The sequence below is a fragment of the Parendozoicomonas haliclonae genome (assembly GCF_900174585.1).
Classification (GTDB): Bacteria; Pseudomonadota; Gammaproteobacteria; order Pseudomonadales; family Endozoicomonadaceae; genus Sansalvadorimonas; species Sansalvadorimonas haliclonae.
In genome coordinates this window covers 1-22,157 of the sequence record NZ_FWPT01000007.1, presented here as the reverse complement: position 1 = coordinate 22,157, position 22,157 = coordinate 1, and the positions used below count along the sequence as shown (strand labels likewise).

The window sequence follows — 22,157 nt, the reverse complement described above, 5'->3', positions numbered from 1 at the left end:
AGTGTCTAAATGAATCTGTACGCAATGAAAAAAACACATGTTCTTCCTCTGGCGCTGTTAGTCGCCTGTTTCTCTTTGTCGGGCAGTCTGCTGGCTGCCGGTGAAAAGCCTGCCGATGCCAGCTCTGCAAAGGTCACTGCCCTGAAAGAGCGTGAAGCTGCCGATGAGCTGACCCGGGTACTGAAGGATATTCAGACTCTGCAGGCCCAGTTCCAACAAACCACAATGGATAACGGCGGTCGCCGGCTGCAGGAAAGCAGTGGTGATATGGTGCTGAAACGTCCAAACCTGTTCCGCTGGAATGTGGCAGACCCGTTCCCGCAGGAAGTCGTGTCCAATGGTCAGCAGGTCAGCTATTACGATAAAGAGATGGAGCAGATCACCCTGCAGGATCTTGATCTGGCCAGCAGTGCCACCCCGGCTCTGCTGTTGAGTGGCGATACCGCTGCCATGCTGGAAAGTTTTGCGGTGAATATGGCCAAAACCTCTGGCAACCACTTCTTTACCCTGTTGCCGAAAGGGGGCGACAGCCCGTTTCAGGAACTGCAGCTCACCTTTGTTGATGGGCGGTTAAGTAATATGGTTCTGCTGGACTCCCTCGGTTCACGCACCAAAATTCTGTTCGACAAAGTTGTGATGAACGAACCGGTCAAGGACAAACTGTTTGAGCAGTATGTGCCGCCCGGTATTGATGTGCTGGATCAGCGTGCCTCCGTCATGAATGCTCAGAAGCCGGCCAGTCAATCTGTTGGCAAACCCTGATGGCCAGTGGTTCTCTCTTTGATGTGCCTCAAGAGGCTTATGAGCCTCTGGCGGCACGCATGCGGCCTCGCAATCTCGCTGATTATCTGGGGCAGGAGCATATTCTCGGTGCTGGGAAGCCGTTAAGAGTCGCGCTCGAACAGGGTATGCCTCATTCCATGATTCTGTGGGGGCCGCCCGGTGTTGGGAAGACGACATTGGCACGATTGGTGGCCAATGTCTGCGATGCCCGCTTTGAAAGCCTTTCGGCGGTACTGGCCGGGGTGAAAGATATTCGCGCGGCGGTGGATCGGGCGAAAATGGATCGTGCGCAATCTGGCCGCCGCACCATTCTGTTTGTCGATGAGGTACACCGCTTTAACAAGGCGCAGCAGGATGCCTTTCTGCCTCATATTGAAGATGGCACGGTCATCTTTGTGGGCGCGACCACCGAAAACCCGAGCTTTGAACTGAATAACGCTTTGTTGTCACGGGCGCGGGTCTATGTGCTCAAGTCTCTCGATAACAAGGCGCTGCTGGAAGTGCTGAATCATGCGCTGCACGATGAAGAGCGTGGTCTGGGGCGGCAGCATGTGGTTATCTCCGATGATGTGAAAGACATCATTGTGCAGGCTGCGGATGGTGATGCTCGTCGGGTGCTGAACCTGCTGGAAGTGGCTACTGATCTGGCGGGCGAAGGGGAGGTGACCCGGGAAATTCTGGAAGGGGTGCTGGTTGATAACCTGCGTCGCTTCGACAACAAGGGCGAAGCCTGGTACGACCAGATCTCTGCGTTCCACAAGTCGGTGCGAGGGTCCAGTCCGGATGGTGCACTGTACTGGATGGCTCGGATTATTGATGGCGGAGCTGATCCTCTCTACATCGTTCGTCGTCTGGTGGCGATTGCCAGCGAAGATATTGGCAATGCCGACCCGCGAGCACTGGAGATGGCTTTGAATGCCTGGCAGGCGTTTGAGCGGTTGGGGGCACCAGAAGGTTATCTGGCTATTGCTCATGCCACGGTATACTGTGCCAGCGCACCCAAGAGTAATAAGGTGTATCTGGCCATGAAGGCGGCGTTTGAGGATGTGCGCAGCAATCTCAGCCATGAAGTGCCGATGCATCTGCGTAATGCTCCTACCAAGCTGATGGCCGAGCTGGGTTATCACAAGGGTTATCGTTACGCCCACGATGAAGACTATGCCTATGCTGCCGGGGAGAGTTATTTTCCGGAGGCGATGGAGCCAAGAAAATATTACCAGCCTTCAGATCGGGGGCTGGAGCATAAGATAAGTGAAAAGCTGCGTTGGCTGGAAAGTCTGGATGCGCAGTCGGCCAATAAAAGGCGTTAGTTTTCCGAGTCTGTTGACTACAGGGCTGATGGAGGCTTGCTACAGCCCGCGCCCATGGACAGTCCCTGTCCAGCGGCGCTAGCCGGCCATCCATGGCCTCTGGCTTCCGCAAGCCTCCATCATCCCCGCTCTACTTTCAGCACATCCGTTCTTTCTTTTAGCAACGTATGTCGTTTTAAAAACGTCCCCAGTTCTGAATCAAGTGCACTGTACCCATCCCCAACAGGGTGAAGGCCAGTGAACCCATCACATGCAGAACAATGGCTCCCGCGAACCAGCCGAACCGGCCTTCCTGCATAATCTCGATCATATCTGCTGAGAAGGAAGAGAAGGTAGTCAGTGCGCCCAGAAAACCGGTCACAATAAATAAACGGATCTCCGGTGTGGTGACGACCAGAGCATTGAGGGCGGGCAGGGCAATGCCGATCAGATAGCAACCCAGCCAGTTGGCGGCAAGGGTGCCGCTGGGCAGACCGGCAAAGACCGGATTAAGAAGCAGGCCCAGTGCCCAGCGCAGGTTGGCTCCTACCGCTGCACCGAGACCGATAGCCAGAATTGAAGTCCACATGGCGAGTCTTTGGGTCCCTATCGACAGGTCGCATTTCAGATTGCGCAACATTGCACAGCAGACCATTATCTTATCGTATTTTATTTGCAGGGTCTTTTTTCGCCGGAATCCGCCGAAAAGAGTGCAGATTCTCTGAGAAAACCTAGGAAAGATGACCTCACGCATATTGCCAATATGCCAGTATCTTTTATTATGAGCATCTGCCCTTGCTGCATGAATTTGCCCATTGGCAGTAAGTTGTAAAACGCTGTGTTTTTGAATAGTAAGGTTAATGGATTCCAATGCTGGACCCTAGATTCGTTCGTGAGAACCCTGAACAGGTTGCTGAGTTACTTCGCAAGAAGAAATTTGATCTGAATGTTGAAGAGATCAAGTCCCTTGAGTCGGAGCGCAAGACTGTTCAGGCCTCGGCACAGAACCTGCGTGCAGAGAAGAAGCAGGCGTCCAAGCAGGTTGGTCAGCTGATCGGACAGGGCCTGTCCGTTGATGAAGCCAAGGCACAGGTTGCCGAACAGCTGTCCAAGATCGACAGCCAGCTGGCTGAAGCCGAAGTCCGTGAACAGGCCATTCTGTCTGCTCTGGATGAAATCATGCTGGGCCTGCCAAACCTTCCCCACGAATCTGTGGCGGATGGCGACTCAGAAGACGACAACGTGGAAGTACGCACCTGGGGTACTCCACGTGAGTTTACCTTCGAGCCAAAAGATCACGTTGATCTGGGCGAGAAGCTGGGCCTCGACTTTGATGCCGGCGCCAAGCTGTCCGGCTCCCGTTTCGTGGTTATGCGCAACAAGATCGCTCGACTGCACCGTGCTCTGGCTCAGTTTATGCTGGATGTGCAGACCGGCGAACACGGTTACGAAGAGTGCTATACCCCGTACCTGGTGCACGGTCACGCTCTGCGTGGTACCGGCCAGCTGCCAAAGTTTGAAGCGGATCTGTTCAAGACCAATGCGGAAGAGCAGGAACAGCCTCACTACCTGATTCCTACCTCTGAAGTAACGCTGACCAACCTGGTGGCAGACAGCATTCTGGAAGCTGACCAGCTGCCGATCAAACTGACCGGTCACACCCCATGCTTCCGCAGTGAAGCCGGCTCTTACGGGCGTGATACCCGCGGTATGATCCGTCAGCACCAGTTCGACAAGGTTGAGATGGTACGTATTGTTCATCCAGAGCAGTCTTTTGAGGCGCTGGAAGAGATGACGGGCAATGCGGAAGCGGTGCTGCAGAAGCTGGATCTGCCATACCGTGTGGTTGCCCTGTGTGGCGGTGATCTGGGCTTTGGTGCCACCAAGACCTACGATCTGGAAGTATGGCTGCCAGGTCAGCAGAAGTTCCGTGAGATCTCCTCTGTATCCAACTGTCTGGATTTCCAGGCTCGTCGCATGCAGGCGCGTTTCCGTAACCCGGAAACCGGCAAGCCTGAACTGGTTCACACCCTGAACGGTTCCGGTCTGGCGGTTGGCCGTGCCATGGTGGCGGTGATGGAAAACTATCAGGACGAGCAGGGCCGTATTCACGTGCCGGAAGCTCTGAAGCCTTATATGGGCGGTATTGAAATTATCGAATAAGCCTCTGGTTTGATTCGTTACCAAAAGAGCCTGTCGGTATAACCGGCAGGCTCTTTTTTATACCGAAATCCGGTTTATCGATTCAGGCTCTGTTTCCTTGGAGGCGGTGGTGGGGATGGTTGTTCCCGGTTTTGAAAAGGCAGGTTTTCATAGTCCGGACCATTGGCGAATTGCTGTTGCTCCAGCGCCATCTGTCCAACCTGATAAATGAGTTCATGTTGAGCCGCTGTCTGCACCCAGGCCGTGCCCCGTTGCTGCCGATTGGTCTTGATCAGGTCATTCACATGGCTGGTCAGCTGCCTCATATTGGTGATGCGGCCATCATCAATCATCTGCACGACATCGAAACAGGAATCAAAGGTTCCGGTTCGGCCTACACCGGCAAAGCAGTGGGTAGCCATAGTACTTGGGGTGGAGCTGCCGACTTCCCGACAGAAATCGAGCATGGCTTTCGGAGTAGCGACACCATGGTCTGGCCAGTTCGGATAGCGGGCAATATTTAAGGTTTTGCTGCCGGACGGGGTCTCGATTTGCACCTGGCTGATATGGCCGGTCTGATTCAGTAGGGTGATTTTATTGTTGCCGACAGTAAGAGTCTGGTTGGGCTGGGAAGGGATATATTCCAGCATGACCGGTTGTTCTTTCATCCGGGTGAGGTTGACGAGAGTATCGACATTCTCCTGCACCATAGTCTGAAAGAAGGCGTCAACACTGCCCAGCTTGGTATTGGGCCCATTGGTGGCAATCATATTCACACCGCTGGCGGATTTTACATGGCTGGCATTGACCGGTTGCCCATTAATGCTGATGGAGTGCTTCTGGGAGATAACAGTTTTGCCGACCGTTTTTTGAAAGGGAAGATGGTTGTCACCCTTGGCCAGTTCTTTCGGGAAGGTATAGAACTGCATCAGTCGGTCAAATGTGGCACCAGCCTTGGTTTCAGGTTGAAGGCCGGCTTTGCTGAGAGCAGAATCCACAGCACCAGGCTGAACCGCTTCATAACGTATGCCCATCCCCATATCCAGATCGGTTTCGCTGAGTTCCTTGTTGCTGGAGGCCTGCGCCAGATTCATAAGGTAAGCCGCTTTAAACTGTGGATTGTTCGCCAGTTCTGGATTGCCCTGGGTCACCTTCTCAAAGTCCTGCAGCATCATGGATTCCAGGTTGCCGCTTTCGCCAGCCTGCTGGGCTCTCATCTCAACAACTTTCAGTGTCACGGCAGCCAGAATGTCCGGGGGGATGCGGGAGTCCGGTTTGGCAAGTTCGGGTGAGCTTTTGTAGCTAAAGCTTTTAAGGCGATTATTCGCGTTAACCAGATCCTGACCGGGGGGATGGCTTGGAGGCTGGGAAGCAATGCTGGTAGCACGTACATCAATCCACTTCTCAGTCAGCTCCTGCTTTAACGTCGGATGTCCGTCCAGCATTTTCTGGCCACTGCCTACGGTCAGATTGCGCAGGGCATCGGCGTTTTCTTTCTTGCTGAAATCGAGGCTATCCAGACGCTCATGGAGCAGGGCAGCACCAAAATCGCCTTGAGCCAGATATTGCGGCAGTGACTGGGTGAGTTCGCTCATGGAGCTGTGAGGGAGGTCGCGAAGGGCATCTTTCATCTGGCCTTGCTCAAACATCTTGCGGGCATCGCTGACATGCAGGCCGATGTCTGTCTGGGAGACTTTTCGATCCATCAGTTTGGTTTTGAAGGCCTGGGTCATATCCTGCAGCTGCTGCTCATCAACTTTAGCCCCGGAGCTACCCTGCTGGGCATACAGTTGCAGTGCCAGATAGCCAGCGGCCAGATTGTTGGCCTGTTTGTTAATTAATTCACCCTTATTGATGGTGCGAGAGCCCCAGTTGCCCTGTGCACCCTGGTCAGCCAGAAATATCAGATCACCCTTGCCAACCTTGACCCGGAAGACATTATCGTCAGAAGAGCTGCTTTTTAGAGCCTGGCCCATTTCATTGGAAATCTGCCTTGTCAGCGAAATGCCGCCACCACTGACCTGTCCCATAGTCTGCTCCCTTTTCCAATGGCTCACCTTTGGTCTGAGTTTAGCCAGTAGCCTTGTAGGTGTTGGGTAACACCGTTTTCGGGTGGCGAATTTTCCGTTCGCCGGCAGGGTAAAGGGCTGCGGTAGGTAGGGTTGGCGGTGAATTGGCACTTTAACGCCCGCCGTTATCGCAGGCTTGGACTAGTATTGCTCCGCCACAGTCTTGGCTATGACGGCCATAACCACAAAAAATATGGGAGCTGGGGATGGGGGAAGTGTTGTGCCAGAGGCCAACGGGGGCGCGTTATGTGCTCGGCTTTCGGTTGCTTACGGTGATGTTTTGCCTGTGGGCAGTGCTGTGTCGGGGCGATATAGACTATCCGGCTATGGATCTGCCTCCTGATCCTTTTCCTGCGGCTTCACCTGAAGGTTTGCGGGAAAGCAACTGGTTTGCCTCAACCGAAGAGGGCAGCTGGCTGGACTTTGGCCTTGGGCCTTTCTTTCTGCAGGGACTGAAGCCGACCACTGCGGGGGCCCAACTTGGTGTTCTTGCCGGGCTGCAATCCTTGTCCTGGCTGTCGGGCAGTGAATGGCTTGCCCGTCAGCGCTGGGCTATGCCTGAGAGTGTACTGTCCGTCATGAATAAGGCGGGTCTGGTATATGGTATTGGCAGTGCGGCCTGGTACCTTTCCGACGCGCTGGACAAAAGCGGCTGGTTGCCTGCTGAACAGGTCCGCATTCCACTCACGCTGGCTGTTCCTGAATTGTCATCACAACTGTTTTTCCAGCTGACGACCTGCGCCTCTGCAGCGCCGGAGTGTGGGAGCTCCGTGCTCACCATTCTCCGCAACCCTTTGCAGACACCGACAGCGCTTGAGCAGGATCAGCCTTATTGGGTGCAGACGGCTTTGTATCTGAATGAGGTGATGGCCGGGCAGGGCATTGAGCGTATTGATATGGAATTGTATCAGGTGGTTGGCAGACCCGGCTTGAAGCTGGGCTGGCGCACGGAGGATCAACAGTGGCACTGGTTAAATCTGGATAGCCTGATAACTGCTGAAAATGGCGCTCAATGGCTTCATGGGCCGCCGGTTGCGGATGGCCGGCTGTATATTTCTGCTTTGCAGGTGGAGCTGCTCAGTGCTGTCAGCCGTATTCTGGAGCGGGCACGCAGCACCGAGTTTACCGAGATTCCATTGCCGCTGTTGGATTATGAGCTCTCAGAGAGTCGCAGCTCTTATCTGCTTGAGAGTGGTGAGCGTCCGATTCTGGTGCAGCAGGAATCTCGTGGTGGATCCCTTTCAGCTGTTAGTGTTGAAGCCGTCGGTCAGCAGAGTCAGGCTTTTGATCGGTTGCGTCTGATCTCTGAAGCCTGGACCGCGGCCGGGCAGGGATTACTGAATGTCGGAATGATGTTCGCCTGGTATCGGTATTTGCAGCCCTGGCTGCAGCCAGAGGGGCGGGCAAAGCTGATCGCCGCGCGTCGTGCATCTGGTGAGGGCGTCACGACTCGTCTCCAATTGCTGCAGGCCGGCAAGGTGGCCAGTGTCAGCGGCGCAGCGGCGACCACCCGTAAAATCGCCGGCAAGCCCTATGTTGTGAAGGTTGGGCACTCCGGGCGCTATAAAGACAGTAATTTTATTGCCTTGCCGGAAAAACTGACGGAAGAACTGCTGGTCTCTGTGGATGCACCCTGGAACTTTGAGCTGACGGGGACTGATGGTCGTAAGGGCTGGGCAGTGAATGATGCCAACCGGCACAGCAAGCACGATAACGAAATCCTGATGTCCCAACATATGATGAACCGGCTGAAGGTTCACAAGGGCAGTGAGATCAATTTACAGCCAGTACGCTTGCCTCTGTTAAAGGATCTGGAGATCAGCGTGGTGGGCGGGAAGGATCCGCTCAATGATAACCAGATTGCTGCGATTGTGTCGGAAGCTCTGGATAAGCGCTACTGGACGATCCACGAAGGCGAGGTGATTCGTACCAGTTACCAGAATAAGCCTTATGCCTTCAAAGTGGAGAGGATGCTGCCAGGTGGCGCGGCTTATAACGGTGTGGTGGGGAATGTGGAGCGCAGTGTTCCTTTGCATGTGCTGCGTCCTGAGCGCTGGCCGGAGTATATTCCTGCTGCCGTACGTGAAAGTGGTGAAGCCCAGGCCTTTACCCATGAAGGGCATGTGCTGCGTACCGGTAAGGTTGTAAAAACAACGCAGGCGGATAGGGCGGCTATTAATCAAAATAACCCGGATCTTGCGGAGCAACCGGCGCAACGTTACCAATATGAGGTTCCCAAAAACGGACAGGCGACGGGATATCGCAAGTCGAAGCCTTGATAGGCATGTGACCATGCAGCCCCATAAGCTAAGACCGTTTTGTTACTGGAGTTCAGGAAAGCAGGCAGGTAGAGTGGCTGCAACTATTAGAAAAATATGGCCGCAGTATGGATTATTTGCCCCTGTTCCTGGATCTCAAACAAAAACACGTACTGGTTATTGGCGGGCATGATGTTGCGCTGCGAAAAGTCCGCCTGCTGCTTTCTGCCGGAGCGACTATACGGCTGGTGGCGCTTGATATTCTTCCTGAACTTCGTGCATTGCTAAGTGGCGGCAGCCATCAGGTGATCTGTCGGGCCTATCAGGCGGATGATCTGGATGGTGTCCAGCTGGTTATTGCTGCGACAGAAAATATGACGGTCAATCAGGCTGTTGCGCAAGATGCACAGGCGCGTCATTTGTTTGTGAATGTTGTTGATGGCCCTGATCTGGGCAATGCCATTATGCCAGCCATTGTTGATCGTTCGCCGATTGTTGTTGCGTTATCCAGTGGTGGTAAAGCCCCGGTGCTGGCCAGAATGCTGCGGGCTCGACTGGAAAGTTTGATCCCTGCTGGTTATGGCCGGCTGGCAGCTCTGGCTGGTCGCTTCCGGGATCAGGTTAAGTTGAAGTTTTCCACGCTGAATGAACGCCGTTATTTCTGGGAACGTATGTTCGAGGGAGCCGTGGCTGAACAGGCGCTGGCCGGGCAGCTGGAGCGTGCTGAGGAGATGATGGCCGAGGCACTGGAGCAGCAGGGGCAAATAACGACAGGTGAAGTGTACTTGGTCGGTGGCGGTCCGGGTGATCCTGATCTTTTGACGTTTAAAGCTTTACGGTTGATGCAGCAGGCGGATGTAGTGCTTTACGATCGTCTGGTCTCCAAAGAGGTCTTGAACCTCTGCCGCCGCGATGCGGATATGATCTACGTCGGCAAACGTCGTGACCAGCATGCCGTACCCCAGGGCAATATTAACCAGTTATTAATTGATCTCGCCAAAGGCGGACGTCGTGTGCTTCGCCTGAAAGGCGGTGATCCGTTTATTTTTGGCCGGGGAGGTGAGGAGATTGAATCCCTGGCTGAAGAGGGCATTCCTTTTCAGGTGGTGCCGGGTATAACCGCCGCTTCGGGATGTGCAAGTTATGCCGGTATTCCTCTCACCCATCGTGATCATGCGCAGTCCGTACGCTTTGTTACCGGTCATCTCAAAGATGGCAGTATCGATCTGCACTGGCAGGATATGGCGACACCGGATCAGACGCTTGTTTTCTATATGGGCTTGATGGGATTAAGGGAGATCTGTCGCCAGCTGGTAGCCCATGGTCGCGATCCGCAAACACCGGTAGCACTGGTACAGCAGGGAACGACATCACGGCAAAAAGTCTGGACGGGCACGTTGAACACGATTGCCGATATTATCGAAGGGGAAGAGGTAGCACCGCCAACGTTGATTATCGTTGGCAGTGTGGTGTCTCTGCATCAAACGCTCAACTGGTTCCATCCTCAGAAGGAACCAGCTGTCGCTTAATAAAGCTCGTGACGTCGCTTAGGCGACGTCACGGGCCTTTTCTTCGGCGATGATGTCGAGAATCATCTGCGCGACTTCTTTCTCACAACCGAAGTTATCCCACTCCAGCTCGATCAGCGGGGTTTTCATTTCCCGGCAGATCTGCGGCAGGCAGGCTTCGTGGAAGTTGTGCAGATCCTGAATGTAAGACAGTGGCGTACCGTTCTCGGCTTCACGACCACGGGAGATCAGGCGGCCATAAGCCACTTCAGGGGTCGTACGCAGGTAGACAACAGCGCTGATACGTGGGTATTCCAGCAGACGACGCTTGATGTCGTAGTAGTAATCCATGTACATGGCGTTTGGCTGTTCCATGGACAGGAAGTTGGCCTGAGAGAAGATCAGGTCAGAGTACAGGGAACGTTCAATCAGGTAGTTCTTGCTGGTATCCAGCTCAGTCACCAGACCCGCACGACGCTCGGTAATGTACTTCTGGAAGCGAATACGACGGTTGGCATCGTGAGGATGCTTGGTGAAGTCTTCCAGCAGTTCGGTAAAGCGTGGGTCGTCTACCGGCTCTTTCAGAGGCTCCCAGCCCAGCTCGGTAGCGAGTTGAGGCAGCAGTGTGGATTTACCTGCAGCGATATTCGCCTCAACAGCAACAAAGTGGTTGGTTTGATTCTTAAGCATTAATGAGCCTCCAGGAAGCACTCGGTACAGACGGGAAAGTAGTGTTCATCGTGGCCGACAATAATTGTCTGGCCATTGCTCTCACCGGTAAACCGGGTGAATTGAGCAGGCTGACCGCATTTGCAGTCAGCGAAGATTGGGTCCAGCTGACCCGCGAAGCGGGTGATGTACTCGGATGCCGCAAAGGTATTGCCGCGGTAGTCGGTCATCAGGCCATAAAAACGTACGCGCAGCCCAGACAGGGACTGCTTGACCAGAAACAGAATGGTCTCTTCCGGCAGGAACTGGGATTCATCTACCAGAATATATTCCGGCTTGTATTCCTCCAGCTGGCGGGCCAGTGCTTCCCGTGAGTCAAAGACGACACAGGGCAGTTCGCGTCCATTGCGGCTTTTGACCTTATCATCCGGCGAGCGGGTATCCAGTGCTGGACGTACGACCAGAACCGAATGATCTTCAGAAATCGCATAAAAATCGCCGATGAGACGCGCAGTCTTACCGGACTTCATTGGGCCGTAAATAAATGTGATTGGGCTCATGAAAGTAAATTTTTATCCTGCCGGTCGCGTCGTTTTGAGAGCCGCGCACTATAGGAGTACGCCGCTATTCCGGCAATAAGTAAATGAAACGCTTGAATTATGTAATAGGAGTGAAAGCTGTGCCAGCTTGCGACAGACGACGGCCTTCACTTGCCTACAGGAGACGCAATCCTGTCAAAAGCAGTTAGTGGGTCGTGGCAAGCCGGCAATTCTTGCGATCAGCTTCGCAGGGCTGCCGGGAAACAGTTTCATTAAATAAATACTGTTGCCTTTTTCCGGGCCCAGTCTCTCCTTGACGAACTTCACCAAAGGCCGCTGACTCGGTGACAGTTCAAACGTGTCGTAGAACTCCCGAATGATATGAATGATCTCCCAGTGTTCAGGAGTCAGAGTAATATTTTCATCCCGGGCCAGATTGTCGGCGGTCTGTTCGTTCCAGTCTGAGAGGTGGACCAGATAGCCGTCGTTATCCAATTCGGGTGTTTTTAAGGTATCAGTCATCAGAACCAGCTAAGAGTTCGCGCATGCTGTGCGGTTAAAGTTACAAAGAGATCGTCGTCGGCCATCACAACCCGTTCGGCCAGACGAGTGCTGAGACCGCGAGCCTGTATATCTGCCGCCAGCCCGTACAGGGTGATCTCGCGATCAAGATCCGCCAGAACCTGAAAGCCCTGACTGCCGGCCATTAACGTAGTCACGCCGTCACCCAGGAAAAGCAGGGCATCGCCGGGCTGGGCCACGCTCAATGCCTGGCTGACCGCCGGGTGACCAGCAGGTTTGCTGATAAGGTGAAGTGTTGTCATCCGTTTGCCGTCAAAAATTCAGGACGTGATCAAAACTGCTCAGCAAACCGGCCAGTTCCGAACGGGCAATGGCTTTCGTTTCGATCAGCAGATCTTCACAGGTCAGGCCGTATTCGTGCAGGTCTTCCTGGCAGACATACACTGACTCCACACCATACAGCTCAAGAGCCATCAGCATCGAGCTGGTGTTCTTGCCGGGCAAGGCGTCAGGTGCCTGTTCCTTGAGCAGCTGCAAAATACCCGGACCGAGGGCCACCAGTGCGGTATCAAGATCATAACTGGCGGCAACCAGCAGCGTCTCGATGCCATCACGAACCAACGTGCTGCCATAGGGCGTGTGGGAGCTGAGAATGCAAAGGCTGGCCATGATCAGGCTCCGAAGGTAATCGTGCGGTCGGCGGTAACCGTGCCATCAACCAGCTGACCCAGACCGGAAACGGTAAAAGGGGGCTCAACGGTAAATGCCGGCTGGTTATAACGCTGAGCTTCCTGCTCATCGAGCAAACCGCGTTTCAGTGCTGCAGAAATACAGACCACCATATCCAGGCCATGTTCCACACCCAAATTGCGCCATTCCTGATAAAGATCCTGTTCACCCTGAGGAGCAACAGCAATCCGGGAGGCGGTATAGACACCATCACCTAAAAAGAAAATGCGCACCAGTTCATGCCCCTGACGGAGGGCTGTGCGGGCGAAGCGAAGTGCTGTCTGGCTGGACGGGCTGGCAGCCGGTGAGCCGTGGATGATCAGTGTGTACTTCATGGAGTTGCAGCAGTGAAAACAGCTGCGCATCTTAGCATGAACATCGGTAGGGGAAAAACGGACACCCGAAGGTGTCCGTTCAGGGGCTGAACTTACAGGGTGGAAGCTTCTCTAAAGATCACGTCACTGGACTCTTTCTGAGTAGCGACCTCTGGAGCAGAAGACTTGCTATCCGTTTCTGGGGCGTCAGGAGCATCCGGAGATTCAACGATAGCCTCAGGTTCGGTCACCAGCTCGTCTTCATCGCACTCAACAAGCACTTTAAAGTAAGGCTTGGGGATGTAATCCATACCAAAGATATTGGCATAATTTTCATCATGATAAGACTGAAGATTGATGATTTCATCCGGTTCGTCAGCTTCAAGAATGAAGTCATACATGGTGGTAATCGTATCGCCACACTCATCGCAGATCGAAGTGATGGCGACAGGGAAGACCAGGCTAGCCGGTGAAATATTCGTGACATTGATGGTTTGCGTTAAGATGGAGTCATCTTCAGAGCTCAGTTTGATTTGATAGGCGCACTGCATATTGAAGGGCTTGCCTACATAGTCAAACTCGAAATCCTCGTCCAGATCAGTGCTCAAGGCACTGCTGTGGTTGCTGTTGTCGACCAGACGGGTGTCGGCCTGCACGCCAAAGGCGGTAGCGGCGAGGATGATTGCGGCCGTTAAGCCAATCAGTGTTTTATTGCGCATAAAAACCTCCCTGTTTTTTGCGACAGTTGTATATCGGGTATTTGGACGGATATTGTCTGGAGAAGTTCCGCAGGCATAAAAAAACCTCGCCGAAGCGAGGTTTTTTTAGACTAAAGTCGTAGAGACTTTGAGCCGTTTAGTCGTCGCTGCCCATGCCCAGCAGAGCCAGCAGATTCACGAACAGGTTGTAGATGTTCAGGTACAGAGCCACAGTTGCGCGGATGTAGTTGGTTTCACCGCCGTGGATGATACGGCTGGTATCAAACAGGATGAAGCCGGACATCAGCAGGACAATACCGGCAGACCAGGCCATCTGAATGAATGGGGTGTTGAAGAAGAACATGGCGATCATGGCGATCATGGCTACGACCATACCGACCATCAGGAAGCCGCCCATGAAAGAAAAGTCTTTCTTGGTGGTCAGCACGTAGGCAGACAGGGAGAAGAACACAACCGCAGTGCCCGCCAGAGCCTGCATGATCAGCATCGGGCCGTTAGCCAGAGCCAGGTAGGCACTCAGCATTGGGCCAAGGGAGCCGCCCATCAGGCCGGCAAATACAAAGATGGCTGGCAGGCCTTTGGCGCTGTCAGCCATCTTTTGAACTACGAACAGCATGATAAAGCCGCCGATCATCATGGCCAGAGCGGCGCCTCGGCCAAGACCCATGGCCATGGTAGCGGCAGCAGCCAGTGCGCTGAAGACCAGAGTCATGCCCAGAAGGGCATAAGTGTTACGCAGCACTTTATGGGTGCTGAGGAGTCCGCCCTGAGCCGACTGCTCGCGGATATAAGAGGAAGGTGATTGAGCCATTGCTATCTCCCTGTAGGTGATTCCCGAAAATTTTCAATTATGGTTAAGGATACTGTGCCGATAGCGCAAATCAAGACCATAGGACGTTGACTCGGAAGAAATTTTCAGTAACATTCACATCGTCCTGACGAGCTGAGGCTCAGATGGTTGCCGGAGGGATGGCTGAGCGGTTGAAAGCACTGGTCTTGAAAACCAGCGTAGGCTAATACCCTACCCAGGGTTCGAATCCCTGTCCCTCCGCCATATTAAAGGTTCGTGGCTAACGGTCTCGAACCTTTTTTAATGCCACTGCGTTATAAGCGAATCTATATTTATAAGGCAGGTATCCCTGCGGAGGGATGGCTGAGCGGTTGAAAGCACCGGTCTTGAAAACCGGCGAGGGTTAATAGCCCTTCTAGGGTTCGAATCCCTATCCCTCCGCCATAGTAAGGAAGCCCCGAGGCCGATCAGGTTTCGGGGCTTTTCTTTATCTTTTAAAAAATCAAAAGCTTACCTGCATTCTGCATCTTATCTCAATCAAGGCAGTCAACACATCTGACTCATGATCCTTTCAGAAAACCCCAATATTTCAAAAGCTGAAGATATTGGGGTATGCCAGCAATCTGGGTAACGACTTCTACTTATCTGACTTTTTGATCAGAATGCCGTGGTCAACTCAAGCCGCATTGCGAGGCTTGCCATCCTTAGAGATATGATTCCACGAGCTCCACTGCATTAGCCTTGGTTTGCCACCTAAATCAAAGTGTTTTTCCTGGAACAGGTTATTGATGATCTTTGCTGAACGCCAGGCATTCAAGCTGAGCTGGGGCTCTGCAATGCCGTGGCTGTGAAGACCGGCATTCACCGCAAATATTTTTCGGTCACCCGGGCCATCCCATTGCACCCTGAAGTCTTTATCAAGGGGGAGCTGCCCTGATTCGCCACCGGGAATTAAGGGAAGCAAGGGTTCCAGATACTCTGGCAGGCAATACTCAAAACCTGTGCACAGGATAATGGCATCGACGGTCAGGTTTTCTCGGGTGTTTTGAAATTTATTGGTCAGTTCCAGCTGGTATCCGCCTATGTTTTTTTCCATCTGAACCAGTTCTCTATCCGGTGCCAGTTGCCAGTCTGGGAGGCGACCCTGCTCAACATAGTTCTGGTAGTACAGTTCTTCATACATCTGGCTGAGATAGGCCGGGGTAATACCATCACTGGCCAGTTTCTGTCTTTGGGTAATGTGTGCTTTGCGTTCGTCCTCAATGCCATGAAAAGCATCGACATAATCAGGGGTGAAAAACTGATTAGTAAACGGACTTTCGTCCAGAGGCTCATAGTTCGGACGCCGTGATATCCAGACAATATCGGCGGGCTTACCCCAAAGGCCATGGAGGCTGTTCATAAACACTTCTGCACCCGTTTGCCCTCCGCCGACGACAGCTACCCGCTTGCCTGCGAGTTCCGGCCGTCGTGTATTCAGGCTGGTGGCATGGAAGCAGTTGTTGCTGAGGTGTGTGCGGGCACATGGCGGGATATAAGGTTTTTTGCCACTGCCCATGCAGATATTGTTGGCAATGAAATCTTTGTTATCCGTCCGAATCAGGAAGCGATCTTTCTGGAAGCTGATCTCCCGAACAGGCGTATTGAATGCCAGGCTGGGAAGGTTGTCGGCAACCCAGGACAGGTAACTGGTAAATTCCTGACGGCTGACAACCAACGACTCCAGAGACATAAAGTCGTAGAAGCGGCCCTGGGTGACCAAAAAGTTCATAAACGACCAGGGGCTGGTGGGCGACACTGGAGTGACAAGATCCTTCAGACAGGAGGTCTGCATGCGGGCACCGGGCAGCATTAACCCGGGATGCCAGCTGAACCGGCTTTTATCATCAAAAAAACGAGCGTGGCATTCGGGAATAGAGTCCAGAAGGGCGGCCAGGCTCAGGTTAAACGGGCCAACACCAATACCCGCCAGATCGAGGAGCTCTTTATGTGTGGTCATGATGCAATGTCCTTTGATGTTTGGTGGGGAGAGTCTTCGTGTTGCGCAAGAAACAGTGGGTTCTTTAAAGGCGTACCCAGAGCCGGTAAAGGGCGTTCCGCAGAATCGTCATAACCCTGCTGAAAACGTACCCGGTGCAGGCAGATGCGCTCTATGTCCGGCATGAGCAGATCAAAAAGCTTGAAGCGTTCATTGAGCTCCGGGTGGGCGCTCTGATAGTGGTTGATAACGTTGCCCAGGCAGCGATAAAAACGCAGTTCTGCAAAATTCTGTTCAGCCAGCGCGGTAGATATAAAACGCAGGACTGTCACAAAGTGCCCTGTCAGAAGATCATGAACCAGATACTTCTCCGGCAGGCGGCCAAGAATCTCTTTAATGGCATCAGGCAGGCCTTCTTGTTCTGGATAATTGTTTTCAGTCAGGCGCAGGTCACCCTGGAAATCTTTGATGGCCATTCTTTCTGGAACGCCATCTTTTAAAACCAGGGTGATGTTCTGGCCATGGGCGACCAGTCCAATGCCATAACGGCACATCAGGTGATAGAGCGGTATGACCGTTGCTGTAAACAGGCGTTCCAGCCAGTCTTCAGTAGAGAGGCCGGATTGGTGGATGTATTCGCAGATTAATGGGTAACCATGACTGTCTTTCTGGAACAGGGCAGACATGAGAACCGAGTTCTCTTCGGCTGCCAGATGGCTGGCAACGCTTTCGCGCCAGATACAGCCAAGCATTTCCTGGAAGCGGTAAGGCGCATTGTTAATTTGTTCATAAAGCGGGTGAGGGTAGAAGGCACCTGCAGGTTCCTGCAGAACGATCAACCGGCTTTTTGCCAGTGTCGTATCGTTTTTGGCCAGTCCGGACAACCACTCTGAGATCACCGGCCCCGCAGTTATATAACGACCGGGAATGCCCCGATAGCAGGAGGTGTTGAGAATGGTCAGCGGGAGTTTGATATGGTGTTGCTCAGGCCTTTCTGCGTTAGCCAGAGTCCGCAATGATTGAAGCGGCTGCATACCATCACCAAAAGCGCCGAGGCAGATCAGGTTTTTATTGGCAAGTTCTGCGGCAAAGTGGGTCGCCAGTTTATGGGACCATTGCCATGGGTGAACAGGGATCAGCAGATAATCCTGTCTTGTGACACTTTGTGCTTCCATGGCTTGCTCAAGCCGCTGGAACTCTTCTTGAGTTAGCAGGGCTTTATAAAGATCCTGTTCACGGACATTGGATGAGAGTGCAAGCTGGCACTTTTGGCGATGGGCGGCGAGCCAGAGCAGCTGCACTTTTGCCCCGGCTTCGGTACCGTATTGCTCAAACTCATCCAAGCCCCAGCCGAGCCTGCCTTTGTTGGCACTGATTTTTGGATGTCCATCCAGGTAAACCTGTAAGTCGTCGTCTGTCAGTTGAATCAGACGGGAAGCTGGAAGAGTATGTTTTGCCAGACGCTGGCAGTCTGCCATCAGTGTATTGGCCAGCTCTTCAAGCAGATTTCCCAGGGTTGCATCAGACATGCCCAGTTCCTTTTGAGCATCAATATAGAATTGACGGGCACAGCAACCTGATAAGCCTGGAAATCGTGAGACGCTGTTCGGGTCAATCACCAGCTGCCCCCAGATATTTCTCCAGGCGGAGAACCGGTAGAGAACATCGCTTTCCAACGACAAACGCCACTGGTTGTTGGCAATGCATCTGGGCGTAATCAACTCTTCCCAGTTCAGCTCGGCTATGGACTTTGCCAGCATGGCACGGTTGGCCTGTTCCCAAAGCGTGCGGTTTTCTACGGCGGGTCTGTTGATATCTGTCATCGCACTTACAGCCTCACCTGTTGGAAGAACGTCTCACGGTGGCACTGGATCAGGGCGGAACGTTTATGGGGGAAGTCGAATTCCTTCACGAAAAACCATCTGGCTGGCTCTAAGAGTTTCAGCAGGCGCTGATTATCTGCCCGTGGCTCTCCGGCCAGCGTGCGAGTGCGTGGGTCGTCCAGAAACAGGAAGTGACTCAAGGCACAGGTCCAGGTTTTGGAATAGCGTGGGCCGAGAAAGTTGGTGTTGCCCACCAGGACATGGCTGCCCCTGTCCCACGGCTGGCATGGGTAATAGGGGCCGAGACGGTCTTCCATGACCCAGTAAATTTCGAGATATCCCAGAGGTTCACCGTTGAGGCAGGCCAGAACGGGCCAGCTGTAGCGGTCGGCCCGTTGTTTTACGATGTAGTCTTTCAGTTCTTGCTTACTTTTATCCAATTCCCAGAATTCGGCGACACGGGGTTGGTTCATCCAGTCGTGAAACAGATCCAGATGCCGGTCTGGATCGAGTGTCTCCAGTGTAACCAGAAGATCATTGGAAAAATCATAGCGTTGGTAAAGCAGGCCTTCCGGTTGGGGGAGACGCTCTGGGTGACGAATGTTCTGATCATTGAATGCCCAGGTTTCGGCAACCGGGTTGCGTGAGCCGCGCCAGTGCCAGAGAAGACCGTTCTGGTAGAAGGCCGCACGCAGGATTGTTCCAGTCTTGTCGTTGTTCAAGCTGCTGATCAGTTCATCGCCCTGGCAGTGGCTGTTGAGATGATTGACCAGGGCTTGATTGAGGGTTAACTCTTCCAGCACGTCAGAGCGGGAAAACAGGTAGTCGGCCAATGTCGCCAGCAGAACTGACAGCTTATCTGTGGCATTCGTCTCTGTCAGAGCAAGAGACAGTATGGGTGTATTTTCACTTTGGCTGGCTTCGACAGTCAGTGCCTGACTTCCGGTGCTGGCTGAAAATGCGTAGCTGGAAAGCAGGGTGATGGTCACCGTATCACCGGTAGCAACCGGTACGGTAAAGGACACGTTGGTTTTCATGATGATTGGCCGTTCTTGTTTTTGATGTGTTCAGAAGAGTCCATGAGAAGAGGGTTGCCCATGGGGTGATAAATACCCAGAGGGTTTTCCAGAGTGTTTTCATTGATGGCGGTCAGGCAGCAGAAGAAATTGCCCTTGGCCTGAAGGGTGTCACTCTCAAGCATGTAATCGAGGCAGGAGGTATCGCGGGGATTGTTACCCCGAAGTTTTTTCAAAAAGGTTTTTAAATCATGCAGCAGGTCTTTCTCCGCGATTTCACCGGATGAAGCCAGGGCGCCTGTGACCCCGAATGTGGTGTTGATCAGAAGATAATAGGTAAAGAGTTTGTTACCGATATCGCCACTGATATGGTGTTCGTTATGCACAGGATTTTTAGGGAGCACCTCGGCAAACAGAGCCTGGGCCACGGGGGAAAAACCGGTTCCCTGGCAATCCCGAAACCAGGCGCGTGTCGGATATCCCGTGGTCAGGTCGATCAGCAGATTCTGCTGATGGGCACCAAACAGTAGCCCGTAGTCGTATTGTGCCGCCAGCAGTGGCTCTATGACTTTTGTCAGAAAGGCTTTGAACCAGTCGGTTGCTACTGCGGAAAAAGGCCGAGCTTCGCTCATGGCCAGCAGGTGGAGGCGGTTAATTAACCTGCAGTCGCCGTTCGGGTTGTCCTGGGTCAGCGTCGCCAGCAGCTCGATATGGGCGGAGTCTTGTTTCGGGAAAGGATTGTCACGAAAAACGACCATGGTTTCTGCTATGGGCTGGCCGTCAGCATCCATAATGCAGGCATGGGCAGGTTCGTGAATGATTTGAAAGTTCGGGAAGCGTTGGGAGAAGCTTTGTCCCTGTTGTGTTTGCAGTGCCCGGAAGATCTCCTTGCCCCGTTCCACTTCCTTGGGCAAAAGGTGGCGCAGAGAGTTGGTCAGTTTGACGCTCAGGGAAAACTTCAGCATATGGCGGGCGTGGTAGGCATGAACGGCACGCATGGACGATGTGGCCGCCCAGTGAGAGCCATGAGCGCCAAAGTCCTGCATATGGCCATCAAGGATGAGTTGGGCGATAGACTCATGTTTTAGCCACTGGCGCGCCTGCCAGGGGTGGGCAGGCAGCAGTGTGAACCCTTCAGGAATCCCTTCCAGAAACTGTACGCCCAGGGCCGGATCATCTTCCGCGAGTTGTCTGGTGAGTTGAGCAAATGACAAAGCTTCCGCACTTTCATCACTGAGCATCCGGTTATCTATGGCAAACCAGTGCAGGGCAAATGTCTGGCCAAACTCGGGGGCATAGAGATGGGTATCCGAGCTGTTCATACCCGTGCGGCTTTTGGGGACCGGATGTACGGAATGCCCGGCCAGCAAGCCTTGTTCAGATTCCTGAAATGTCGTGTCCTGATGATATAACGCTTCCAGATTCTGGCTGCGTTCAGCAAGGGTCTGTTGCGTGTTGGTCACGCTGTTTTCTACCCGCGCCAGAAAGTCACTGATGGCTGCCTGATGGATTGATTTGTCCTGCGCCAGTTTCTTACAGAGCAGTCTGGCTGATTCCAGAAAGGGTATAGACTTCTCTGATCCATCGGGTGAAATATGTTGCAGCTCAGGCTTAAACCTGTGTCGTCCGGCTATGCCTTTCTGCTCCAGCTCCAGTTGAAGGACACCATCGTTTTCCAGTAGTGGGAGGGTAATTTTGTTCTGTCCCCGCCATTGCCATGGATGCCACTCCCGGAGCAGCGCATTGAAAAAACTATTGATTGCCAGCACTTCGGCTGCAGAACGTGAATGCGTCTGCACAATTTATCCTTGAAAAATTATTTGTTTTTGTTTGGTAATGAGAATCGTTATCATTTATATTGTCTCCACAGGGCGAATATAAAATCAACACAAACTGATAAAAATGAGAAATAAGGCTTCAATCGGCAGCAGGATTCAATCTCTCTCCCTGTTCGTTGCGGTTATTCTTCAGGGCGCGGGGCAAACGGCATTGCTCGTTTGTTTGCCGCTACTGAGTCAGACAACGGGAATCAGCTATTCCATGCTGACCATGGCACTTTCTGTTGGCATGGTGATGGTATTTTTTGCTGCGCCATTTTGGGGCGACAAGAGTGATCGTATCGGGCGTAAGACCGTGATTCGTGCGGGATTGATCGCCATGGTTGTTGGGTATGTTTTGTTGGCGGCGGCGATCCTGCTGGCGCAGAAAGGGGTGATAACGTCTGAGGGGGCGTTAGGGATTATTGTTGTCAGTCGTCTTGTTTATGGTGCCTTTGTGGGCGGGCTTTACCCAACCGTGCAGGCAGCCGTTATGGATCAAGCTTCCAAAGAGCATGGGGCTCGGGCGCTTGGCAGCTTGTCGGCGGCGATGAATATTGGTCGCCTTGTGGGGCCTTTGTTTGGTTTTGTGGCCGTGCATTTTGGGGTTGTCGTTATGTGTCTGGTGTTGGCGGTCACGCCTCTGCTTCTGATGATCATGTTGGGTCATGGGCGTCAGTTCCCGTCAGCGGCGGCCCCGGCAACGGGTGTCAGGCCTGCCAGTTTGTTAGGGATTGTGAAGTGGGGGGCGCCGGTTTTCTTTATCGCTGTTTTACTGACAGCGATTTTCGGTGCCCTGCAGTTGATTGTTGGCCCGCTTATGTCGTGGCGTTTGGATTTGAGCCCTGCCGAGACAACGGAGCAGCTCTCCTGGCTGATGTTGACTCTGTCGCTGATTACCGTGCTGACCTATGCGTTGTTTACGCGCTTTATCGGGCAAAGGTACCCGTTATTCATAAAGACGGGCGCAACACTTTTGCTTGTCGGCTGCTTTTTGCTGATTCAGTTGGAAGGGGGCGCTGGTATCTGGCTGGGGCTCTCGCTGGCGGCCGTCTCTGTCATGTTGATGACTCCGGCCTATACCGCACTTCTCAGTGGGAAGGTTCCTGCAGAGAGGGGGCGTATAACCGGAGTGTTGAGCATGATGCACAGTGGTGGGGGGGCTCTGGGGGCGGGCATGGCGGCTCTCTTC

General features: G+C 53.3%; 20 protein-coding genes and 2 tRNA genes. 8 read left to right on the top strand and 14 right to left on the bottom strand.

Annotated elements, in window-relative coordinates:
* Positions 1-24 precede the first annotated feature (24 nt).
* Positions 25-762, top strand: coding sequence for an outer membrane lipoprotein periplasmic chaperone LolA (lolA, locus tag EHSB41UT_RS15025; protein WP_165767279.1), 738 nt, complete (start codon positions 25-27; stop codon positions 760-762).
* Entirely contained in the window at positions 762-2,093 is a 1,332-nt protein-coding gene (locus EHSB41UT_RS15020) for a replication-associated recombination protein A (protein ID WP_087111291.1), read from the top strand. The genes lolA and EHSB41UT_RS15020 overlap by 1 nt, the downstream gene beginning before the upstream one ends.
* Positions 2,094-2,268: 175 nt before the next feature.
* Here the strand turns inward: EHSB41UT_RS15020 and crcB are convergent, their stop codons facing one another.
* Positions 2,269-2,661, bottom strand: coding sequence for a fluoride efflux transporter CrcB (gene crcB / locus EHSB41UT_RS15015; protein WP_087111289.1), 393 nt, complete (start codon positions 2,659-2,661; stop codon positions 2,269-2,271).
* A gap of 281 nt (positions 2,662-2,942) precedes the next feature.
* On the opposite strand from crcB, the gene serS reads away from it, so the two are divergent.
* Positions 2,943-4,235 (top strand): serine--tRNA ligase, encoded by a 1,293-nt coding sequence (serS, locus tag EHSB41UT_RS15010; protein ID WP_087111287.1) that lies wholly within the window; start codon positions 2,943-2,945, stop codon positions 4,233-4,235.
* Positions 4,236-4,309: 74 nt separating this feature from the next.
* On the opposite strand, the gene EHSB41UT_RS15005 is transcribed toward serS, so the two are convergent.
* A complete protein-coding gene (locus EHSB41UT_RS15005; RefSeq protein WP_087111285.1) occupies positions 4,310-6,244 on the bottom strand; it encodes a tyrosine-protein phosphatase in 1,935 nt (644 codons plus the stop codon).
* A 245-nt stretch (positions 6,245-6,489) separates the two neighbouring features.
* On the opposite strand from EHSB41UT_RS15005, the gene EHSB41UT_RS15000 reads away from it, so the two are divergent.
* Together EHSB41UT_RS15000 and cysG are read left to right on the top strand one after the other, a co-directional pair.
* Positions 6,490-8,562, top strand: a complete 2,073-nt coding sequence (locus EHSB41UT_RS15000) for a hypothetical protein (protein ID WP_133060531.1) — start codon at positions 6,490-6,492, stop codon at positions 8,560-8,562.
* A 107-nt stretch (positions 8,563-8,669) separates the two neighbouring features.
* A complete protein-coding gene (cysG, locus tag EHSB41UT_RS14995) occupies positions 8,670-10,070 on the top strand; it encodes a siroheme synthase CysG (RefSeq protein ID WP_087111282.1) in 1,401 nt (466 codons plus the stop codon).
* Between the two features lie 18 nt (positions 10,071-10,088).
* Here cysG and EHSB41UT_RS14990 read toward each other — a convergent pair whose 3' ends face one another.
* From EHSB41UT_RS14990 to EHSB41UT_RS14955, 8 genes are all read right to left on the bottom strand, one after another.
* Complete coding sequence (locus EHSB41UT_RS14990; protein ID WP_087111280.1) at positions 10,089-10,739, bottom strand: deoxynucleoside kinase; 651 nt, start codon at positions 10,737-10,739, stop codon at positions 10,089-10,091.
* Positions 10,739-11,278: a thymidine kinase gene (locus tag EHSB41UT_RS14985; protein ID WP_087111278.1), complete on the bottom strand. Its 540-nt coding sequence runs from the start codon at positions 11,276-11,278 to the stop codon at positions 10,739-10,741. The genes EHSB41UT_RS14990 and EHSB41UT_RS14985 overlap by 1 nt, the downstream gene beginning before the upstream one ends.
* A 174-nt stretch (positions 11,279-11,452) precedes the next feature.
* Positions 11,453-11,779, bottom strand: coding sequence for a TusE/DsrC/DsvC family sulfur relay protein (locus EHSB41UT_RS14980; protein WP_087111275.1), 327 nt, complete (start codon positions 11,777-11,779; stop codon positions 11,453-11,455).
* On the bottom strand, positions 11,779-12,081 hold the full coding sequence (tusB, locus tag EHSB41UT_RS14975; protein WP_087111273.1) for a sulfurtransferase complex subunit TusB: 303 nt from the start codon (positions 12,079-12,081) through the stop codon (positions 11,779-11,781). The genes EHSB41UT_RS14980 and tusB overlap by 1 nt, the downstream gene beginning before the upstream one ends.
* Before the next feature lie 10 nt (positions 12,082-12,091).
* The gene (gene tusC / locus EHSB41UT_RS14970; protein WP_087111272.1) at positions 12,092-12,448 is read right to left on the bottom strand and encodes a sulfurtransferase complex subunit TusC; all 357 of its coding nucleotides are present in this window, start codon (positions 12,446-12,448) and stop codon (positions 12,092-12,094) included.
* Between the two features lie 2 nt (positions 12,449-12,450).
* Complete coding sequence (gene tusD, locus EHSB41UT_RS14965) at positions 12,451-12,843, bottom strand: sulfurtransferase complex subunit TusD (protein WP_087111789.1); 393 nt, start codon at positions 12,841-12,843, stop codon at positions 12,451-12,453.
* Between the two features lie 92 nt (positions 12,844-12,935).
* Positions 12,936-13,541, bottom strand: a complete 606-nt coding sequence (locus EHSB41UT_RS14960) for a hypothetical protein (protein WP_087111270.1) — start codon at positions 13,539-13,541, stop codon at positions 12,936-12,938.
* 136 nt (positions 13,542-13,677) lie between these two features.
* Positions 13,678-14,352, bottom strand: coding sequence for a Bax inhibitor-1/YccA family protein (locus tag EHSB41UT_RS14955; RefSeq protein ID WP_087111268.1), 675 nt, complete (start codon positions 14,350-14,352; stop codon positions 13,678-13,680).
* A gap of 152 nt (positions 14,353-14,504) precedes the next feature.
* Here EHSB41UT_RS14955 and EHSB41UT_RS14950 point away from each other — a divergent pair.
* Positions 14,505-14,595: transfer RNA gene (locus tag EHSB41UT_RS14950), tRNA-Ser, on the top strand.
* Positions 14,596-14,684: 89 nt separating this feature from the next.
* Positions 14,685-14,775: transfer RNA gene (locus tag EHSB41UT_RS14945), tRNA-Ser, on the top strand.
* Between the two features lie 232 nt (positions 14,776-15,007).
* Here the strand turns inward: EHSB41UT_RS14945 and EHSB41UT_RS14940 are convergent.
* From EHSB41UT_RS14940 to EHSB41UT_RS14925, 4 genes are read right to left on the bottom strand one after another with little or no spacing between them, the layout of a single operon-like run.
* Entirely contained in the window at positions 15,008-16,330 is a 1,323-nt protein-coding gene (locus EHSB41UT_RS14940; protein WP_087111267.1) for a lysine N(6)-hydroxylase/L-ornithine N(5)-oxygenase family protein, read from the bottom strand.
* Entirely contained in the window at positions 16,327-18,132 is a 1,806-nt protein-coding gene (locus tag EHSB41UT_RS14935; protein ID WP_087111265.1) for an IucA/IucC family protein, read from the bottom strand. Before EHSB41UT_RS14935 ends, EHSB41UT_RS14940 begins: the two co-directional genes overlap by 4 nt.
* A 5-nt stretch (positions 18,133-18,137) precedes the next feature.
* Complete coding sequence (locus EHSB41UT_RS14930) at positions 18,138-19,169, bottom strand: GNAT family N-acetyltransferase (RefSeq protein WP_087111263.1); 1,032 nt, start codon at positions 19,167-19,169, stop codon at positions 18,138-18,140.
* The gene (locus tag EHSB41UT_RS14925; RefSeq protein WP_087111261.1) at positions 19,166-20,947 is read right to left on the bottom strand and encodes an IucA/IucC family protein; all 1,782 of its coding nucleotides are present in this window, start codon (positions 20,945-20,947) and stop codon (positions 19,166-19,168) included. The genes EHSB41UT_RS14930 and EHSB41UT_RS14925 overlap by 4 nt, the downstream gene beginning before the upstream one ends.
* A 103-nt stretch (positions 20,948-21,050) precedes the next feature.
* On the opposite strand from EHSB41UT_RS14925, the gene EHSB41UT_RS14920 reads away from it, so the two are divergent.
* Positions 21,051-22,157, top strand: a 1,107-nt coding sequence (locus EHSB41UT_RS14920) for an MFS transporter (RefSeq protein WP_133060530.1), incomplete at its 3' end; no start/stop codon positions are given.

What these genes read in the sequence shown, in the direction of transcription:
- lolA (WP_165767279.1), top strand. Translation starts at nt 25, where the DNA reads ATGAAAAAAACACATGTTCTTCCTCTGGCGCTGTTAGTCGCCTGTTTC.
- EHSB41UT_RS15020 (WP_087111291.1), top strand. Translation starts at nt 762, where the DNA reads ATGGCCAGTGGTTCTCTCTTTGATGTGCCTCAAGAGGCTTATGAGCCT.
- crcB (WP_087111289.1), bottom strand. Translation starts at nt 2,661, where the DNA reads ATGTGGACTTCAATTCTGGCTATCGGTCTCGGTGCAGCGGTAGGAGCC.
- serS (WP_087111287.1), top strand. Translation starts at nt 2,943, where the DNA reads ATGCTGGACCCTAGATTCGTTCGTGAGAACCCTGAACAGGTTGCTGAG.
- EHSB41UT_RS15005 (WP_087111285.1), bottom strand. Translation starts at nt 6,244, where the DNA reads ATGGGACAGGTCAGTGGTGGCGGCATTTCGCTGACAAGGCAGATTTCC.
- EHSB41UT_RS15000 (WP_133060531.1), top strand. Translation starts at nt 6,490, where the DNA reads ATGGGGGAAGTGTTGTGCCAGAGGCCAACGGGGGCGCGTTATGTGCTC.
- cysG (WP_087111282.1), top strand. Translation starts at nt 8,670, where the DNA reads ATGGATTATTTGCCCCTGTTCCTGGATCTCAAACAAAAACACGTACTG.
- EHSB41UT_RS14990 (WP_087111280.1), bottom strand. Translation starts at nt 10,739, where the DNA reads ATGCTTAAGAATCAAACCAACCACTTTGTTGCTGTTGAGGCGAATATC.
- EHSB41UT_RS14985 (WP_087111278.1), bottom strand. Translation starts at nt 11,278, where the DNA reads ATGAGCCCAATCACATTTATTTACGGCCCAATGAAGTCCGGTAAGACT.
- EHSB41UT_RS14980 (WP_087111275.1), bottom strand. Translation starts at nt 11,779, where the DNA reads ATGACTGATACCTTAAAAACACCCGAATTGGATAACGACGGCTATCTG.
- tusB (WP_087111273.1), bottom strand. Translation starts at nt 12,081, where the DNA reads ATGACAACACTTCACCTTATCAGCAAACCTGCTGGTCACCCGGCGGTC.
- tusC (WP_087111272.1), bottom strand. Translation starts at nt 12,448, where the DNA reads ATGGCCAGCCTTTGCATTCTCAGCTCCCACACGCCCTATGGCAGCACG.
- tusD (WP_087111789.1), bottom strand. Translation starts at nt 12,843, where the DNA reads ATGAAGTACACACTGATCATCCACGGCTCACCGGCTGCCAGCCCGTCC.
- EHSB41UT_RS14960 (WP_087111270.1), bottom strand. Translation starts at nt 13,541, where the DNA reads ATGCGCAATAAAACACTGATTGGCTTAACGGCCGCAATCATCCTCGCC.
- EHSB41UT_RS14955 (WP_087111268.1), bottom strand. Translation starts at nt 14,352, where the DNA reads ATGGCTCAATCACCTTCCTCTTATATCCGCGAGCAGTCGGCTCAGGGC.
- EHSB41UT_RS14940 (WP_087111267.1), bottom strand. Translation starts at nt 16,330, where the DNA reads ATGACCACACATAAAGAGCTCCTCGATCTGGCGGGTATTGGTGTTGGC.
- EHSB41UT_RS14935 (WP_087111265.1), bottom strand. Translation starts at nt 18,132, where the DNA reads ATGACAGATATCAACAGACCCGCCGTAGAAAACCGCACGCTTTGGGAA.
- EHSB41UT_RS14930 (WP_087111263.1), bottom strand. Translation starts at nt 19,169, where the DNA reads ATGAAAACCAACGTGTCCTTTACCGTACCGGTTGCTACCGGTGATACG.